This window comes from Empedobacter brevis NBRC 14943 = ATCC 43319, assembly GCF_000382425.1.
Classification (GTDB): domain Bacteria; phylum Bacteroidota; class Bacteroidia; order Flavobacteriales; family Weeksellaceae; genus Empedobacter; species Empedobacter brevis.
Genome location: NZ_KB908297.1, coordinates 20,205 through 37,762 on the forward strand (window position 1 = coordinate 20,205; position 17,558 = coordinate 37,762).

Sequence of the window (17,558 nt, forward strand, 5' to 3'; positions counted from 1 at the left end):
ACTTATATTTTTACTGAGAGCCGATAGAGGGACTCGAACCCACGACCTGCTGATTACAAATCAGCTGCTCTAGCCAGCTGAGCTACATCGGCAAAAATATTATTATTTGAATATTTCAAATTGAAAACAGGAAGTTTATTTCTTGAAAGAAGTATTGTTCCTTTTTCGTGGTGCAATATTAGGGCAGTTTTTCGAATCTCGCAAATGTTTTTTCAAAAAAAATCAGAAGAGTTGAAGAAATAATCACTTCAATTTTGAAAATCAGAATTTTAGAATTCAAAAAAAAATAAACTTTTTTTTGTTGAAAAAGTCAAAAAGATAATATTCTATTTACATTAGAGTCCCTATTTTTGTAGTCAATTAATCATTAATGCACCTTATCATACAAATTTTGCAACTTTTCGGGGCTATTGCTTTGTTTATTTTTGCAATCAAATTATTAAGCGAAAATTTACAAGCGTTATCCGGATCAAATTTTAAACGTACTCTAAACAAACTTACCAGAAACAATTTTTCAACAATTGTTACAGGAACACTTTTCACAACAGCTATACAGTCTTCGTCCGCTGCAAGTGTGTTTATATTAGGATTTGTAAATGCCGGATTGATTAATTTACGAAAAGCTTTTGGGTTAATATTGGGAGCGAATATCGGAACAACATTAACATTGTGGCTAGTTTATTTCGGAATGAAATTCGATTTACTTCAGCTCGCTTTGCCTCTTATTATAATTGCTTTTCCATTTTATCTTTCGAAAAAACGAAATCAAAGAAAAATAGGTGGAATTTTATTTTCACTTTCGTTGTTATTCTTGTCTCTCTATTTTCTAAAAACATTTTTACCTTCTATTGAAAACCACCAGAAGTTACAAGAGTTTTTTCAGCATTTATCCAATTACGGATTTTTAACCAACTTGTTGTTTATTCTTTTTGGAATATTATTAACTGTTTTAGTTCATTTTTCCTCTGCATCAATTACCATTGCAATTTTATTAGCAAGTAAAGGTTTACCCATTGAACTAGCTGCAATGATTGTTTTGGGAGCAAATATCGGAACAACATTCACAGCGCATTTGGTTGCCGCCATTGGTGATAAATACACAAAAGTTGTAGCTGCTTTTCACACATTTTTTAATCTTGTGGTTGCTTTCATCTTTATGCTTCTCGGAAACTTGCTGTTACAGTTTATAGGTGCATCAATTTCTTCTAACATAGCCGTTCAGTTGATAACATTTGATACCATTACTAATTTGGTTGGCGTTCTGCTATTAACCCCTTTTATCAATAAGCTGGCTTTCTATTGTCAGAAAAAGTATTTTTCATATAAACGTACTGATAATAAGTTAGAATTCTATGCGATTCCCTTTGGGACAAATTCTGACCTATATAAAAATGAAGCCAACAAAAAATTGCTGAAACTTGCTTCAACAACCAAACAAACGATTTATACACTTGGTCGAATGATTACCGAAAGTGACGAGGAAAAGATTTTGGTTTTTCGTGAACGAATTTTAGAACTTGAAAAAGAAGGTGATCAATTAGAACGTGAAGTAAATGAATTCTTAAATGAAATTGCTGATTTGGATTTACCAAACGAAAATACAATTGCAATTCATCAATTGATTACACTTTGTCATCATTTGGAAAGTGTTGGAGATATTGCTATTAAAATCTCTTCCATCCATCGTCGTCGTCGTATGACCAATAGTTATTTTACTCCAAAAATGAGGACTTATTTGGTCGAATTTCAAATCAATTTGAATCAAACGACTCGGATTTTAAACCAAAATTTGAACGAAACACAGGAAGAAGTTTCCATTAAACAGGCCGAATTTATAGAAAAAACCATTAATACAATTTACAAAGAAGCCGAAGTAAATTTGATGAAAACCATCGAAAAAGACAAGTTAATGACCACAAGTGCGCTTTTTTACAAAGATTTGATCCAGAATTACGAAATTCTTGGCGATCATTTGTATAAAGCCAATGCAACAATTGTTAAACTGAAAAATCAGTAGTTTTTTGTATGTTTACTTTATGCGAAGAAGTGTTGCTGAAAAAATAGCTTATGATTTAGCGCAAGGAAGAAAATATAAAGCAACTTTGCGATTAAAAAACCTGATCAATGAATTTCCCAATGATTTAACTTTACGAAATAAATTGGCTGAAATTTATTATGATAGCGGTTTTTATGATGAAGCTGGAAAATTTTGGCTTCTATCGGAAGAAAGAAATTCTGAAATTGACCGATGTATCGAAGTCTACAAAAACTCTGTTAATAATTCTGGTCATCAAATTCTAAAAGATATCGTTTTTCGTGGGGATAAAACTAAATTATCATTTAATCTGCAAACAATTTTAAACGATTTAGAAAAAGATAGTTTCGAAAAAACTAAAAACATTCCCAACTTTCAACCTAAGAAAAATTATCGTGAAAATGATGATTATAAAGAAACATTCAAAGATAAAATATTAAAGTATTCCTTTTTTGCTTTTCTTATTTTTATCCTTTTACTCCTCATTCTTGGAATTATTAAAATTACTGAATGGTTTTAGTTTTCAAAAATTCGTTCACTTCTCCTCTATTTTGTAATTTTGCAAGATGTTTGATTCAAAGCAAATTTTTTCTATTCAGTCCGAAGAAGATTTCCAAAACGCTGCATTGGAAGTTTTCCGTTATCAAGCACAAGAAAATGAAGTTTATAAAAACTTTTTGAATTTCTTGCATGTTGATTATTCTACTGTAAAACATACAGACGATATTCCTTTTTTACCCATTCAGTTTTTCAAGAAATATGATCTTATTTCCGGAACCCGAACAGTTGAAAAAGTTTTTACAAGTTCCGGAACAACAGGAATGACAACGAGTAAACACTTGGTTACAGATTTGGCTTTGTATCATTATAGTTTAGAAAAATGTTTTGAACAATTCTACGGTCCGCTTTCAGATTATACAATTTTCGCTCTTCTACCTTCTTATCTGGAACGTACAGGTTCATCGCTTATTGATATGGTTGAATATTGGATTGAGAAATCCGAGAACGAAAAAAGCGGTTTTTATTTATATAACCACCACGAATTGTACGAAAACCTTTTGGCTCATGAAAAAACGGGCAAAAAAGCAATTTTGATTGGTGTTTCTTTTGCTTTGCTGGATTTTGTTAAGCATTATAAAATGAATTTGAAACATACAATTGTTATGGAAACGGGCGGAATGAAAGGTCGCAAAAAAGAAATTACCCGTGAAGAATTGCACCGTATCCTAAAAGAAGGATTCGGAACAACCGAAATTCATTCAGAATATGGCATGACAGAATTGCTTTCTCAAGGTTATTCACGAGGAGATTTAACGTTTAAATCCCCTAATTGGATGCGAATTATAATTCGCGAAACCGAAGATCCTCTTCGCTATGTTGAAGAAGGAAAAACAGGAGGCGTAAATGTAATTGATTTAGCAAATTACAATTCAATCAGTTTTATTGCAACTGATGATTTAGGAAAAAAAATAACATCTAATCAGTTTGAAATCTTAGGACGTTTCGATCATTCAGACGTACGAGGCTGCAACTTGATGATACTTGAATCATAAAATAAAAAACGTGCTGAATTTTTCAGCACGTTTTTTATTTTATTTCTTTTTCATTAAAATTTCTTTTACAGCTTCAATTTTAATTTTCTCAAAGAATTGTTTCAATTCATTGTATTTCTCTGCTTCATATACCCCTTCAGGTAATAAAAATTGAATGGCTAAAATCAATTGTCCGTCTTTTACTTTAGCTTCCTGATAATATTCCAAACCAAGTTCTATTTTATGATGTGCCTTATATTTTTCATCTATCACAACTTCATAACCTTCCGGTATTTTAGATTTGACCTGAATATTAAATAAATAAGGATAATCGAATTCTATTTTGCGTTGACGGTTTTTATCCTCGAATGTATAATGTTTTAGAAATTCACGCAAAGGATTTATAAACGTATAAAATGGAGCATTCGGAATTATAGCTTTTGCTCTATAATTTTTAACATAAGAATCTGTCTCAAAAAACGTTTTATCGCTTTTTTCTTCATCCAAACGAACATCTAAAGATTCTGTCACAAATCGATTCAGTACATTTTTTTCATCTACATCATCATCATAGAAATAACCATTTAATTTGTCTTTTCGATAAAGAACTAAATTTCCATTATTCATAAAATCATACTTCATAGATGATTCGTAATAAGATAACTTTTGATTTAATTTCACGAAAGATGGCTCTCCTTTTTTTAGGACTACTCCATGGTAGTTAAACGCATCCAACGGACCAAACTCTATTTGTTCTTTGTTTAATTTTGAAGCGTCTAAAATAACATTTGAAGTTCCTTTATTTAATTTTACTACCGTTAAAACTGAATTAAATTGATTAACAATTGGGTAAGAAAACAAAATCTGTCCATGATGACGGCTACTAAATAAAATCAATGACGTTTCAAATCCTTTGGCTGTGAGTATTTCGTGCAGAAGAAGATTCATGTCTGCTGTAGAACCTGATTTTTCTTTTAATAACGTTTTATTTGAGCGTGATGGAATAATTCCATAAAATCTATTCCATTTTACATTCGTGTTAATGTAATGAATCACATTTCTCAAGGTTTCAATTTCATCTTTTCCATTGGGGATATTTTGAGCAATATCTTTTACAGCAAAAGGATTTCTGTACGAATCATATTGATTATTTATATCTTGAATCAAATCTTTCCAAGCATTTACAGTTGTTTTTTTAGCCCCATCTGTATGGTAATTATCTGCTTGAATTTTTATACGTTCACTCTGATCTTGTGGATTGTATACATATCTCAGCTGTTTGTAACTCGGAATATTTGTTAATACCCATTCTGTTGCACTTGATTTTCCTTTATACTTTGTATTTAACGCATCTCCAATCGAGATAATAGAATAAGTTCCGTATGCCTGGTTATTTAAACGAAATTTACTTAAAAGTGTCGGTAATTCGTGCTGAAAATTCCACGCATCAATGGAGAAGTTATGTTCACTACTCTTTCTATAGATGTATTCGATAATTGATCCGACTTTTACATTTGGAAAGGTGAATTTCTTTGCAGAATACAACTCGTTTATCGAAACTTCAAAAATTTCTTTTTCATCAATTGCAGAAATTTGTTCAGTTCCATTGACAATATTAATTGTACTTCCTTTGATTCCGCTTATAGCTTCTCTTTTATTTTTACTATAATAACTCAACTGAATATTAGCTTCGTCGATACCTTTCTCCGTTAATATTTTAATTCTTCGTTTTACAGTTAAATAATAATTCGCAGGAGTTAATTCCATTTTTCCTTCCTCAGAAAGAATGACAGCATCTGCATCTTTCTCAAAAGGAACTTGATTTAATTTGATTTCTTGTTCTGAAACTTTTCCAAGTTTAAAATCTTTTGTTTGGGCATTCGTATATAATACGAAAAGTAAAAAGAGTAAAGTTATTTTTAATTTCATTCTGGTTAATAATTCCTGCAAAAATACAATATACAATTAACATTAAAATATATTTACGTGTTAGTTTTTCTTGATTATAAATTCTTGCTGTGATAACTTTTGAGCAGCATCAAAGAAATTTTTTAATGTCGAATACTCCTTATACTCGTAAACCGATTTTTTGGATAGAAATTGTATTAATAATTGTATTGAATTGTCTTTTACAATAAAATTTTGATGGTATAATAAATTTTCATTTGGTTGTAATGTTTTTGTAAAATCTATTGGAGGAACGACCTTGTATCCTTCAGGAATTTTAACTTTTACATTGATCACAAAATACTGAGGAAAGTTAAATTCTATATTATTTTTTCTGTCTTTTTCATTAAATAAAAATGTAGACAGATAATGCTTTAAAGGGTTTTCCAAGGTATAAAAATTATTATTTTCATTTATTATTGTTTTCCCAACAGCCATTATTTTATGTTTTTCATCTGTCGAGTCATAAAATATCTTTTTGTTGTTTACATCATCATAAGTCGTATTAATCGCAGAATTTAAATATTGATGAATCAAATCAGTTTTATCTTTACTATTTTCATGATAAAAATATCCATCAAACATTTCCTTTCTTGTTTCCATTATTTCGTTATTATCCTGAATAGTATAAGTCATATTTGACTCATAAGAAGATAAAAACGGTTTTAGGTTTAGAAAAACATCCTCTTTCGCGTTAATATTAAAAGCTAAATCATTAAAAATATGAAGCGAAGGAAATTTCAACTGTTCTACCGAAACATTCGCTGCGTTTATAATATAAGTAGATTTATCATTCAGTTCAACTAAATTTATAATTGCATCAAATTGGTTCAGATAAGGAAAATTTGTCATTAATTTTCCATGTTGTCTCGTACTTACCAGCAACAAATCAGATTTTATATTTTTTGCTTTCAATAAGGTTTGGAAAAGTGCATTTAAATCGGCTAAGTTACCTGTACGTTTATCTACAATTGTACGCTGAGTTTCGCTCAAAAAAATAGAACGAAAATAATTCCATCTAAAATTCTTATTGAAATAATTCACAACATTTTTTAATGTTTCTAATTGAGTCGTTCCATCAGGAATTTCTATAGCCAATTTAGAAACATACGCTTCATTTAGAAAACGGTCATTATTTGCTGATAATTCTTTTTTCAGATCTTTCCAGGTGTGTATTGCGGTTTTATATTCTACTGTATTTCCAAACACATTTGCTTTTTCGCCGTAATACCCCTTTAATTGCAAACGGATTCGTTCACTGTAATCTTTATTATTATAAGCAAATTTTATCTCTTTAATGCTTGGTACATTTGTTAGTTCCCATTCAGATTTGCTGTTCTTATTTTCATATTTCTCTACCAAACGTTTACCTATTAATAAATTGGTGTAATCCAAATATCCTGTAACTTCAGCTCTGAATTTACTATTTAATGTTGGTAATGAATGTTGAAAATCCCAAGCATTGATTAGATATAAATGATTTCCTCTTACTCTATACTGATATTCAATAATCGAACCTACTTTTATATTAGGAAAAGTTATCCGTTTTACACTGTAATAATCGTTCACTTTTACATCAAATATTTCTTTATAATCAAGAGGATAATTTACAAATTGATTATTTTCCTGATTGATTGTTTGCCCTTTCAAATCAGAAATACTTTCCAAATTTTGATTTGAGTAATATTCAATTTCAATATTAGCATTCTTTTTTCCTTGCTCTGTTAAGATCTTTACTCGTTTCTTTACATCGATGTAATAATCTCTCCCCGAAATGCTAATTTGTCCTATTTCCGAGAGAATAACGGCATCAGCATCTTTTTCAAACGAAACAGATGTTAAGTTTATTTGCTCTTGTGTAATTTTGTCAAAACCGGGTAATGATTTTTGAGCATTTAATGAATAAGTCGTTAAGAATACAATAATGAGTAATAGTCTTTTCATAATCAAATATAATACTTAACTTAGGTTACAACAAATCATTTAACGCTTTTTCTAAGGTTGGATACTGAAACTCAAATCCTGTTAGTTGTATTTTTTCAACATCAATTCGTGAACCTTTCAAAACTAAATCGCTCATCTCTCCTAAAGCCATTTTCATAACGAAAGCTGGTATATTTGGTAAAAAAAGTGGTTTATTCAGTTTCTTGGCTAATGTATGATTGAAGGTTGAATGATTGACATTTTCCGGAGCAGAAGCATTATAACTCCCTTTCATTTCTATATTCTCCACCGCATTTACATAGATCTGTAACAAATCGTCAATATGTATCCACGGCATCCATTGCTTCCCATCCCCGAGATTAGCTCCTACTCCAAGTTGAATTGGCTTTTTCAATAATTTAAATCCTTCACCTTTTTTTGACAGCACCAACGATGTTCTAAGACAAACAACACGTGTTCCAATTTCTTCAAATTGATGAGCTGCGTTTTCCCAAGCGACGCATATTTTTCCTAAAAAATCTGTATTTGCCTCATCCGTTTCTTTAAAAATCGTGTTTGAAGTTATCTGTCCATAATATGCTGTTCCGGAAGCAGAAATAAAAAACTTTAAATCGACCTTTAATTTCTTGACATACTCAAAAAGCAAATTAGCGGTATCTACTCTGCTTGAAAAAATTTCTCTCTTATAGGAATCTGTCCATCTCTTGGCAATTAAACTACCTGCCAAATGAATAATTCCATCAAGATTTTCAAAAACTTTTTCATCAATTTTATTTTTATTCCAATGATAAAACGGATGCTCGACTTCCTTTTCTCTCGTTAGAATACGCACTTGATGCCCATGATCGATTAAAATTTTCGTTAATTCTGAACCTATTAAACCACTTCCACCAGTTAAGAGAATATTCATACTAAAATTTTTTCCTAATTTAGCTCTTTCCTAAAATATAAACCAATGTTTAAAGGCCGATTTCCTTACCTCAAAAGAATGGGTGCGGATGAAGAAAAGAAGTTGAAACAGAAAATCTTCGATGTTATTTTTGAAGCTAACACCCCTTACGGAAAACTTTTCGACATCTCTTTATTACTCTTAATATTGGTAAGTGTCGGTTTGGTAATGTTAGAATCGATTCCTGCAATCAATGCACGTCACCATACTACTTTGGTCTCTCTTGAATGGATTTTGACAAGTTTATTTACACTAGAATATCTACTAAGAATTTATTGTGTAAAAAACCGTTGGAGGTATGTCTTCAGTTTTTACGGAATCATCGATTTACTTTCGATTCTGCCATTTTATCTTGGACTTTTCTTCCCTACAAGCAAGTATTTATCTAGTATTAGAATTTTACGTTTACTACGAATTTTCAGAATTTTTAACTTAACTCGTTTTACACGGGGAAGAAATGTATTGGTACTTGGTTTAAGGGAAAGTAAAGATAAAATCATTGTTTTTCTTTCATTTGTTATCTTGATTGTAGTTGTAATCGGTTCAATTATGTACATGGTCGAACACGACCACCCTGAATCCGGTTTTACAAGTATTCCAATCAGTATCTATTGGGCAATTGTTACATTAACCACAGTTGGTTACGGAGATATTTCTCCAGTAACAGGATTGGGTCAATTTTTAGCTTCTGTAGTGATGATTATAGGCTATGGTGTAATTGCAGTTCCGACGAGTATTGTAACGATGGAAATGAATAAAGCTGCTAAAATGAAAGATGAAATTCCTACAAATACAGAAAGATGTCGTAATTGTGGAGATGATTATCATCTTGATGGTGCCATTTACTGCAAAACATGTGGACACAAGCTCAATGAGTAATTTATTGTTTATCTAAATTGATGTATCGATTGTTATCGATATGATTTACATGTTCATAGTTTTTCGTGTAATTAATTGACATATTCAATTCGTACCCAACCAGCATCAGAATGACATTGATGTACACAAAAATCATCATAATCATAACCAATCCAAGTGAGCCGTACAACAAATTTATATTGGTAAAATAACTCAGATACGAATTAAACCCGATTACTGTTAATAAGAATAAAACAGAAGTCAATATTGCACCAGGTAAAACTGTACTACGTGATTTTTTATGATTGGGTCCAAAATAATACAGCATACACATCGAAACAAAATAGAAGATAAATACCGTAAAATAATTAATCAAATACGAAAATTGTCCTAGTTTACTTAAGAATGAAACATTACTCAAATATTTCCAAATAATAGATGTTGAGTACGATAAAAATACTTGTAACACAATAAAAACTGTAAAAAATAAGGTTAAGACAATCGAAATCAACCTCGATTTCGAATTCTTACGTTTCACATACACATCTTGGTAAGACACATTAAAACCATTGATAATCCCTTGTATGCCATTTGACGACATAAAAATAGTTACCAAAATCAAGAAATAATTTACTTTTCGTTTCCCTTGTAATGCAGTCGTTTTATCAATATACGAAATCACTTCGTTGCTCACATGTTTTGGTAAAAGTTGAGGAAGAAGCTGCGTAAACAAAAGGTTTTTTATCTCCTGATAATAAACCAAATGAGGCAAAACACTAAACAGAAAAAGAAGAAAAGGGAACATACTAAAAAATAATATCCACGAAACTGCTGCCGAACGCAACGGAAAATTACCTTTCATGACACGAATCCAAAAAACCTTTAAGAAATCATATACAGTAATACCTGTCTTTTTATTCATCATCTTTGTTTTCGACCAATCTCGAAAATAATTTATTCCTGTATATGTTTTAAAATCTTGTAGAATGCGCATATTTTTGTCCTAATAAATAATTTTGAATGAATATTACGACCATTTGTATCGGTAAAACAGACGAAAAAGCTATCGAAATGCTTTTACAAAAGTATGAAAATCGATTGCCTTCGCATATTAATTATCAAAGAATTGAAATTCCTGACATCAAAAATCGTAAAAATTTGTCCGAAATTCAACAAAAACAAAAAGAAGCTGAGCACATTTTAAGTAAAATCGTAAATACTGATTTTGTCATTATCTTGGATGAAAAAGGAAAACAGCCCACTTCAAAACAATTTGCAGATGACATTCAGAATTACATGAATCAATCGGTAAAAAATCTGGTTTTTGTCATTGGAGGTCCTTATGGCTTTGATGAATCCGTTTACAACCGCGGGAACAAAAAAATGTCCTTATCAAATATGACATTTACTCATCAAATGGTCCGTTTATTTTTAACAGAGCAAATTTATAGAGGATTTAGTATCTTGCAGGGAAAACCTTATCACCATGAATAACTCATCCCCCTTTAAAGAACTACCACAACCCGAAAAGTTGAGTTTTGGAATTGGTAAAGCACTTCTTTATAGTGCTGTTGCGGTTATGATTATGCAATTCGCAGGCGGAATAGTTTCTTTGCCGGCTTTATTCTATAAACCATTGAATCATCTTCTTCTTCCGTTAGGTTTTTTAACCGGAACTGTTTGCGCAATCATTATTTTATTGGTATTGACACAAACAAAATTTGCATCCATTATACAATCCATCAAACATCCATTTACAATTATTCAACTCATCTTATCCATTGCTTGCTGGATTTTTCTTTTGCCTTTAGCCGAAGTTTTCACAAGCTTAATTCCTACCACAGGTCCTTTGGAAGAAATTTATAAAATCTTTCAGAATTCTTTCGAAATGATGTTAGATTATAAAGTTGCAGGTTTCATAATGGTTTGTATTTTGGCACCTGTTTTCGAAGAAATTATTTTCAGAGGAATTATTCTGAAAGGCATGTTGAATTTCAATATAAAACCAACGATAGCCATCTTAATCAATGGTTTTGTTTTTGGTTGCGCCCACATGAATCCCTGGCAATTTATTGGTGCCGGAATTTTAGGAGTTATTTTCGGAATTGTATACTACCGTACGAAATCGTTGTTTTTGCCCATCTTATTACATTTTCTAAATAATACCCTTTCTTATTCGTTAATGCTGATGCAAGGCGGAATGGAAGGAGATGTTTTTGCCCAAAGAAATTATGTTTTAATTGGAGGAATGACACTTTTAGGAATTTTATCGATTTTTTTATTAAACAAAACAAAAAACAATATAAAATGGAATTAATATTTGCCACACATAACAACAATAAAGTAAAAGAAGTCACAAAGATGCTGCCTTCTTATTTGTCCATGAAATCTTTGACTGATATTCATTTCTTTGATGAGATTGAAGAAACAGGAGAAACTTTCGAAGAAAATGCACAATTAAAAGCGAAAATTATTTTCGAAAAAACAGGAAAAAACATCTTTGCAGATGATTCCGGATTAGTTATCGAAGCATTGAATGGTGCTCCCGGAGTCTATTCTCACCGTTATGCCGGAACAGGGAGAGATGAAGATAACATTGCCAAAGTATTAAAAGAATTAGAAGGAAAAACGAATCGAAAAGCATACTTTATTTCTGTTTTCTGTTTAATTTTAAATGAAAAAGAATATTTTTTCGAAGGCCGGGTAAACGGAACTATTGCAACTGAAACTTTAGGTGATAATGGATTTGGCTACGATCCGATTTTTATTCCTGATGGTCACACAAAATCATTTGCTCAAATGACAGCTGAAGAAAAAAATACCATCAGCCATCGAGGAAAAGCCGTCGAAAAATTAAACGATTTTTTAACTAATCTAAACGTAAATTGAGTTTACAACTAACAATATTAGGATTTAATTCGGCTTTACCAACAGCTTTTACCCATCCTACTGCACAATTATTAAATATTGCCGAACGACATTTTTTAATCGATTGCGGAGAAGGAACACAAGTTCAACTGCGAAAAGCCAAGGCCAAGTTCAACCGAATTAATCATATTTTCATCTCACATTTACATGGTGATCATGTTTTTGGATTAATTGGTTTAATTTCTACTTTTCAGTTACTTGGCCGCGATACTCCTTTGCATATCCATGGTCCAAAAGGGATTGACGAATTTATCTCCACGCAATTGCGCTTAACAGAATCGAATAATTCGTTCGAAATTATCTTCAATGAACTGCATACAAAAGAATCTGTATTGGTTTTTGAAGATGATAAGGTTGAGGTATATTCTATTCCGCTCAATCACCGTGTTTATACAAATGGCTATCTTTTTAGGGAAAAACCAAAACCTCGAAAACTGAACATGGACACGATTGTTGAATTTCCGGAAATTGAAATCTGTGATTATCAGAATTTGAAAAATGGAAAAGACTTTACATTAGAATCGGGGAAAATAATTCCGAATGATTATTTAACGTTTGAGGCGCAAAAATCATTAAGTTATGCTTTTTGTTCAGACACAAAATATAAACCGGACATAGTCCCTATTATCAAAAATGTAGATGTCTTGTACCACGAATCTACTTTTTTACATGAATTGAAAGATTTGGCTGTTTACACAGGACATACAACTGCAAAGGAAGCTGCTTTGATTGCCAAACAAGCAAATGTTAAAAAATTAATTTTAGGACATTTCTCTAATCGTTACCATGATTACAAACCGTTATTAATTGAAGCGCAACAAGAATTTCCTCATACTGTTTTACCTGAATTACTTAAAACAATTAAAATAGAAATCATCTCTTAACTAAAAAATCCTCTAAACAGAGGATTTTTTAGTTAAGAGATGACTTCTATTAAGCTTCCTTTTTCTTCATCTTTCGTCACTTGTAGTGCGACAGGAATTCGATCTTTTAATTCATCTACATGAGAAATAATACCGACAATTCTATTTTCTTTTTGTAATCCCATCAAGGTTTCAAAAACTATATTCACTGCATCTGCATCTTGTGTTCCAAAACCTTCATCAATAAAAAAGAAATTCTTTTCCGATTTTGCATTTGTTTGCACACTTTCAGCCAATGCTAAAGCTAAACTTAACGAAACTTGAAAAGCCTGCCCTCCTGAAAGTGTTTTCACACTACGGCTTTTTCCTTCATTCAAATAATCTACAATCTCAAATTCGTTGTTCTCATTTATTTGCAGGCTTAATTGATTTCTTGTCATTCGGTGAAAACGAACATTCGCATTGTCACACAACTGTTTCAAATAAATAGACGAAACATATTGCACAAAGCCAGCAGAATTAAACAAATTCCGCATCGTTTGTAAATTAGTTGCTCGTTTCAGTAATTTATCCAATTCGAGTAACAACTCTTTTTTCTCCGCAAAAGATTTTGCCAACCGTTCTATTTCAGTTTTTGTTTTTGTTGCAATTTCTGTTGCTTCTTTCAACTGCTGAGTAACCACAACTAATTTTTCTTCTTGCTTCTGAAAAACAATTTCATCAAAAGAAACCTTATTTAATTTTTGCTCCAATTCTTTGATTGAACTTTTCAAGGTCTCAAACAAAACTCTAAAGTCATCCAATTCTTTTCTGATTTGCATCACATTCAATTGCTGATTCAAAACCTGCTGAACCTCTTCTGTAGATTGAATCTGATGATGTGTTAACCCATGTTCAATTTCAATTTGATTTTGCTTTAATTCATCATTCAACTCATTGATTTGCTTCTCCACCGATTCGATCGTCGTTTTTTGAGAAGCGAATGCCGGAGTCAGTTTATTTAAACTTTCGGTTAATCGAATATAATCTTGTTCAATCTTTGAATTATGTACGTTTAAATCTATTAATTTATGTTGAACATTTTCAGTTGTTTCTTTCTGAAACTCCTCAAACTTTAACACTTTCAAATTCAATTGATTTTGCTTAATTTGAGAAGCTTTTCCCGTCTCTTCTAACTTAAATTTTTCTAAAGCTTTTTTATATTTATCTAAATCCTGACGTTCTTTTACTAATGATTCCCGGTACGTTACAATCTCTTTGTTTTTATCGGAAATTGTTTGTTCTAATGAAATAGTTTGATTCTTTTTCTCTTCAAACAACTCAAAATTTTCCGCCTCAAAATCTTTCCAGACAAACAAATTCAACTGTTCTTTTAGTTGTATTTTCAATTCATTTAGAACCTGAATTTCGTGTTCATTTTGTTTTTCTATAAATTGCTTTTGGTCAATTACTTTTTGAACTTCATATTGGTTTTTCTGAAGTAATCTCGCTTTTTCCTCAACCTCTTTTAATTCTTCATTGATTGCATTGATATTTGATGTAACATCATCTACCTCAACAATATTCGGATGTTCAAAAGCGCCGCAAAGCGGACACGCTTCCCCATCATGCAAATTATGTGTATACTGCGCTAACTTTTGTTGAAGCTCTAGATCAGTTTTTTGTTTTTCGAGTGATTGCCTGGTTGATTTTAAAACGTCAAATGCTGTATTAAATTTATTTTCAAAAGTGGAAATCTCAATTTCATTTTCTTTCAATTGATCATTCAAAACATTGATTTGATTTTGCTGTTCAAGTATTTTAGTTTGTTGTTTTTGAATTAATTGGTTTAAATTTTGAGAGTAAACAAACCAATTTCCAACTTCTATCAACGTTTGTGAATCGATTTTCGATTGAGATAAAATCGTTATTTCTTTTTCCAAAGATTTGATTGAATCTTCTATTTTTTGTTCATTTTCCTGAACCTCTTCAACTTTCTTTAATCCTTTAAATGTCCGTTCTTTTAATTGTTCAATTTCATGAGAAAAAGTCAAAATCTGAAGAATCAATTCTAAATCAGCTTCTTCTTTTCGATTCGTTGGTAAAGCTTCATATGCATTTTTTAATCTTTCAATCTGATTTGAAACTTCTTGCATTTGATTTTCCAGTAAAGTCAATTGTTTATACTGGACATCTAACGAAGTTGTTTTTCCATTGATTTGATTTTCAAGTTTAGCTTGATTTTCCAGTAATCGATGAAAACCATTAAAAATCAATTCATATCTCTCCATTTCAGCTTTTTGCCGATCCATCTCAATTTTCTGAACAGAAACTTTTTCAAACTCGATTTTCTTTTGTTTCAAATGCTCAAAATCAGATTTCAACGCTTTTAATCGTTGAAACGATTCATTGATTTGGTTGTATTCATCTTGAATTTGATTGGTTATGTTCATATGCTGAGCTAACTCTTCTTCAAGTTGTTTTATTTTTTCTTCCGAAACTTCTTCAAAACCAGATAATTTTCCTTGCAACTGATTTAGATTGGTCAGGTTTTGAGTATTGAGAACCGCCACTTTATCTTGCAAATCGTAACGATGAAGTCCGAAAATTTCCTTCATCATTTGCGTTCTTGCTGTCGGTTTTAATTCAATAAATTCTTTGAATTGTCCTTGAGGAATAATAATTGTTCTCCTGAAGTTCTCTGAACTTAGTCCTAAAATTGGTTCTACATCTGAACTTTCTTGTGGTATCCAATCGTTTTCAAATCGGTATAAAACCACACCAGAATTTACAATTTTCTCAAAATTCTTTCCATTTCTTTTATACTCTCTTGTTATTTTAAACAATTGCTCTTCTGCGTTGAGAAATTCAAATTCAATAAACAATTTATTGGATTTCAAATTCATCATATTATAAGCAAAGTTTGTAGCGCCTAAACGATCAGAGTTTCCGTACAGAGCAAACGTAATCGCTTCTAAAATAGATGACTTTCCAGAACCAACATTTCCAAAAATACCAAACAATCCTGCACTTGTTAAATCTGTAAAGTCTATTGTTTGACGTTCTTGGTACGAATAAAGTCCTTCTATGGTTAATTTTACTGGAATCATTGTTTTGATTTAATTATTAAAAATAAATTAGAAAGAGTGAAAGATTTCTCGACAAGCTCGAAATGACAATTGTATTTAAATTCATGGATTATTTACAGACATAATAATTAGATGTTCCCCGTACTTTCATGATTAAAATACGTCATTCTGATATAGAGTGTTAACAAAATGAAGATTCTCGCTTATTCAATAACCTCAATCTAATGATTAGTTATTCAAAATTTCATTAAACAACTCTTTAAGTTCTTCATTTGGTTCTTGATTTCCATTTTTGGATTTAAAATAATCCACAAACAACTCTTTCATATCTTTTGTTTGATCTGCAAATCTATATTCAACTGCTTCAACCTCTTGATTCTTCACTTTTGGAATCAAATGAACAATTCCGGAATGAGCTTGATAAATTAATTTACGGTCTTCTGCTTTCAAAAAAGATTCGCTTTCTAAAGTTAGTTCAACCAACGCATTTTGGTTTTCATTTAACCATTCAAGAGCTTTATCTACCGAGTCGAACGTTTTACGAATTAATGGTTTTCCGTTTTTCAATTCGATTTTATTGTAAGCTACCGTTTGATTTGGTTGTGCATCTACAATCGAAATATATTTCGTTTGCCCCGCTTCCGAAAAACTATAACACAGAGGGGAAGAGCTGTAAACAACAGGCTTTTCCTCAGTTCCAATATTTTTAAAACCATGAAGATGTCCTAAAGCAGTATATTGAATTTGAGATGGAATCGCTTCAGAAAAAACCAGATCAGCATTTCCTATTTTAATTGGTTTTTCTCCTTCAGGTTCTTCTAAAATTTCTTCTCCTTTTTTGTTCATATACAAATGAGCCATCAATAGGTTAACACCGGATTCATCACAATATTCATCTGCATTATTTTTCCAATTCGCTGCCAGTATTTCATTCAAAGCATCTTCTTTTTTTTCACCTAAATACTGTTTCAAGCGGGTTTCATTTGCATAGGCTGTATGTAAAATTCGAATCGGAAAATCAAATGAATTCAATTTCAATTCAATCATTCCTTCAACTGACTTTATCAATTGAAAACCTGTCACTTCAAATTCCTGAACTTTTGCATTTGGGTATCCAATCAAAATAATTCCGCATTCGCGCGCCAAAGGATCCGGTGCGTCAATTAGACTTGGAGAATCATGATTTCCAGAAATCGCTATAACCGGACGTTTTCCATTCTCGGAAAGTCGTTTCAATGTTTTATAAAACAATTCTACAGCTTCTACACTTGGGTTGAAATTATCAAACAAATCACCTGCAATAAGTACCAAATCTACTTGTTGCTCGTTCGCTATTTCGACAATTTCATTCATCACTAAAATTTGTTCTTCTAAACGTGAAAAACTATCCAATTTTTTACCCAAATGCCAATCGGCTGTATGTAGAATTCTCAT

The 17,558-nt window shown here is 31.3% G+C and carries 14 protein-coding genes and 1 tRNA gene; 8 read left to right on the forward strand and 7 right to left on the reverse strand.

Features of this window, described 5'->3' with window-relative positions; translation table 11 throughout:
* Positions 1-18: 18 nt before the first annotated feature.
* Positions 19-92 (reverse strand) — tRNA-Thr (locus H277_RS0111375).
* Positions 93-370: 278 nt separating this feature from the next.
* Between H277_RS0111375 and H277_RS0111380 the strand changes: the two genes are divergently transcribed.
* Genes H277_RS0111380 through H277_RS0111390 form a run of 3 tightly spaced genes read left to right on the forward strand, consistent with a single transcriptional unit; the run spans position 371 to position 3,588 of the window.
* Positions 371-2,017 (forward strand): Na/Pi cotransporter family protein, encoded by a 1,647-nt coding sequence (locus H277_RS0111380; protein WP_019975718.1) that lies wholly within the window; start codon positions 371-373, stop codon positions 2,015-2,017.
* Positions 2,018-2,036: 19 nt separating this feature from the next.
* Positions 2,037-2,555 (forward strand): DUF6584 family protein, encoded by a 519-nt coding sequence (locus H277_RS0111385; protein WP_019975719.1) that lies wholly within the window; start codon positions 2,037-2,039, stop codon positions 2,553-2,555.
* A 46-nt stretch (positions 2,556-2,601) separates the two neighbouring features.
* Positions 2,602-3,588: a LuxE/PaaK family acyltransferase gene (locus H277_RS0111390; RefSeq protein WP_019975720.1), complete on the forward strand. Its 987-nt coding sequence runs from the start codon at positions 2,602-2,604 to the stop codon at positions 3,586-3,588.
* A gap of 39 nt (positions 3,589-3,627) precedes the next feature.
* Here the strand turns inward: H277_RS0111390 and H277_RS0111395 are convergent, their stop codons facing one another.
* The 3 genes from H277_RS0111395 to H277_RS0111405 are packed head-to-tail and all read right to left on the reverse strand — an operon-like array spanning position 3,628 to position 8,368.
* Positions 3,628-5,496 carry a DUF3857 domain-containing protein gene (locus H277_RS0111395; RefSeq protein WP_019975721.1) on the reverse strand — a complete coding sequence of 623 codons (1,869 nt, stop codon included), beginning with the start codon at positions 5,494-5,496 and terminating at the stop codon, positions 3,628-3,630.
* Between the two features lie 60 nt (positions 5,497-5,556).
* Complete coding sequence (locus tag H277_RS0111400) at positions 5,557-7,458, reverse strand: DUF3857 domain-containing protein (protein ID WP_019975722.1); 1,902 nt, start codon at positions 7,456-7,458, stop codon at positions 5,557-5,559.
* A gap of 25 nt (positions 7,459-7,483) precedes the next feature.
* Complete coding sequence (locus H277_RS0111405) at positions 7,484-8,368, reverse strand: TIGR01777 family oxidoreductase (protein WP_019975723.1); 885 nt, start codon at positions 8,366-8,368, stop codon at positions 7,484-7,486.
* A 45-nt stretch (positions 8,369-8,413) separates the two neighbouring features.
* Between H277_RS0111405 and H277_RS0111410 the strand changes: the two genes are divergently transcribed.
* Entirely contained in the window at positions 8,414-9,286 is an 873-nt protein-coding gene (locus tag H277_RS0111410) for an ion transporter (protein WP_019975724.1), read from the forward strand.
* Between the two features lies 1 nt (position 9,287).
* Here the strand turns inward: H277_RS0111410 and H277_RS0111415 are convergent, their stop codons facing one another.
* Positions 9,288-10,259 (reverse strand): YihY/virulence factor BrkB family protein, encoded by a 972-nt coding sequence (locus H277_RS0111415; RefSeq protein WP_019975725.1) that lies wholly within the window; start codon positions 10,257-10,259, stop codon positions 9,288-9,290.
* Between the two features lie 26 nt (positions 10,260-10,285).
* Between H277_RS0111415 and rlmH the strand changes: the two genes are divergently transcribed.
* Genes rlmH through H277_RS0111435 form a run of 4 tightly spaced genes read left to right on the forward strand, consistent with a single transcriptional unit; the run spans position 10,286 to position 13,077 of the window.
* A complete protein-coding gene (rlmH, locus tag H277_RS0111420) occupies positions 10,286-10,759 on the forward strand; it encodes a 23S rRNA (pseudouridine(1915)-N(3))-methyltransferase RlmH (protein WP_019975726.1) in 474 nt (157 codons plus the stop codon).
* On the forward strand, positions 10,752-11,582 hold the full coding sequence (locus tag H277_RS19765) for a CPBP family intramembrane glutamic endopeptidase (RefSeq protein ID WP_019975727.1): 831 nt from the start codon (positions 10,752-10,754) through the stop codon (positions 11,580-11,582). Before rlmH ends, H277_RS19765 begins: the two co-directional genes overlap by 8 nt.
* Complete coding sequence (gene rdgB / locus H277_RS0111430) at positions 11,573-12,154, forward strand: RdgB/HAM1 family non-canonical purine NTP pyrophosphatase (RefSeq protein ID WP_019975728.1); 582 nt, start codon at positions 11,573-11,575, stop codon at positions 12,152-12,154. Before H277_RS19765 ends, rdgB begins: the two co-directional genes overlap by 10 nt.
* On the forward strand, positions 12,151-13,077 hold the full coding sequence (locus H277_RS0111435) for a ribonuclease Z (protein WP_019975729.1): 927 nt from the start codon (positions 12,151-12,153) through the stop codon (positions 13,075-13,077). Before rdgB ends, H277_RS0111435 begins: the two co-directional genes overlap by 4 nt.
* Before the next feature lie 32 nt (positions 13,078-13,109).
* Here the strand turns inward: H277_RS0111435 and H277_RS0111440 are convergent, their stop codons facing one another.
* The gene (locus tag H277_RS0111440; RefSeq protein WP_019975730.1) at positions 13,110-16,145 is read right to left on the reverse strand and encodes an AAA family ATPase; all 3,036 of its coding nucleotides are present in this window, start codon (positions 16,143-16,145) and stop codon (positions 13,110-13,112) included.
* A 207-nt stretch (positions 16,146-16,352) separates the two neighbouring features.
* Complete coding sequence (locus H277_RS0111445; RefSeq protein ID WP_019975731.1) at positions 16,353-17,558, reverse strand: metallophosphoesterase family protein; 1,206 nt, start codon at positions 17,556-17,558, stop codon at positions 16,353-16,355.